Raw genomic sequence first — 459 nt, 5'->3', positions numbered from 1 at the left:
CACAGTTTCGGTACTGTGCTTAGCCCCGGTACATTTTCGGCGCAGAATCACTCGACTAGTGAGCTATTACGCACTCTTTAAATGGTGGCTGCTTCTGAGCCAACATCCTAGTTGTCTATGCAACTCCACATCCTTTTCCACTTAGCACATATTTTGGGACCTTAACTGGTGATCTGGGCTGTTCCCCTTTCGACGGTGGATCTTATCACTCATCGTCTGACTCCCGGATAACACATCAATGGCATTCGGAGTTTATCTGAATTCAGTACCCCATGACGGGCCCCTAGTTCAAACAGTGCTCTACCTCCATGATGCTCTAATCCGAGGCTAGCCCTAAAGCTATTTCGGGGAGAACCAGCTATCTCCAAGTTCGTTTGGAATTTCACCGCTACCCACACGTCATCCCAGCCTTTTTCAACAGACACGGGTTCGGTCCTCCGGTGCGTATTACCGCACTTT

1 rRNA gene is annotated in these 459 nt (G+C 49.2%); it reads right to left on the bottom strand.

The annotated features are described in order from the left end of the window. Window positions 1–459 (bottom strand): 23S ribosomal RNA (locus ACKTR2_RS10480); the annotation flags it as partial.

It is taken from the genome of Furfurilactobacillus curtus, assembly GCF_045862785.1.
GTDB classification, from domain to species: domain Bacteria; phylum Bacillota; class Bacilli; order Lactobacillales; family Lactobacillaceae; genus Furfurilactobacillus; species Furfurilactobacillus curtus.
The sequence above is the reverse complement of the archived record's forward strand: the minus strand, read 5'-3'. Positions and strand labels throughout refer to the sequence as shown.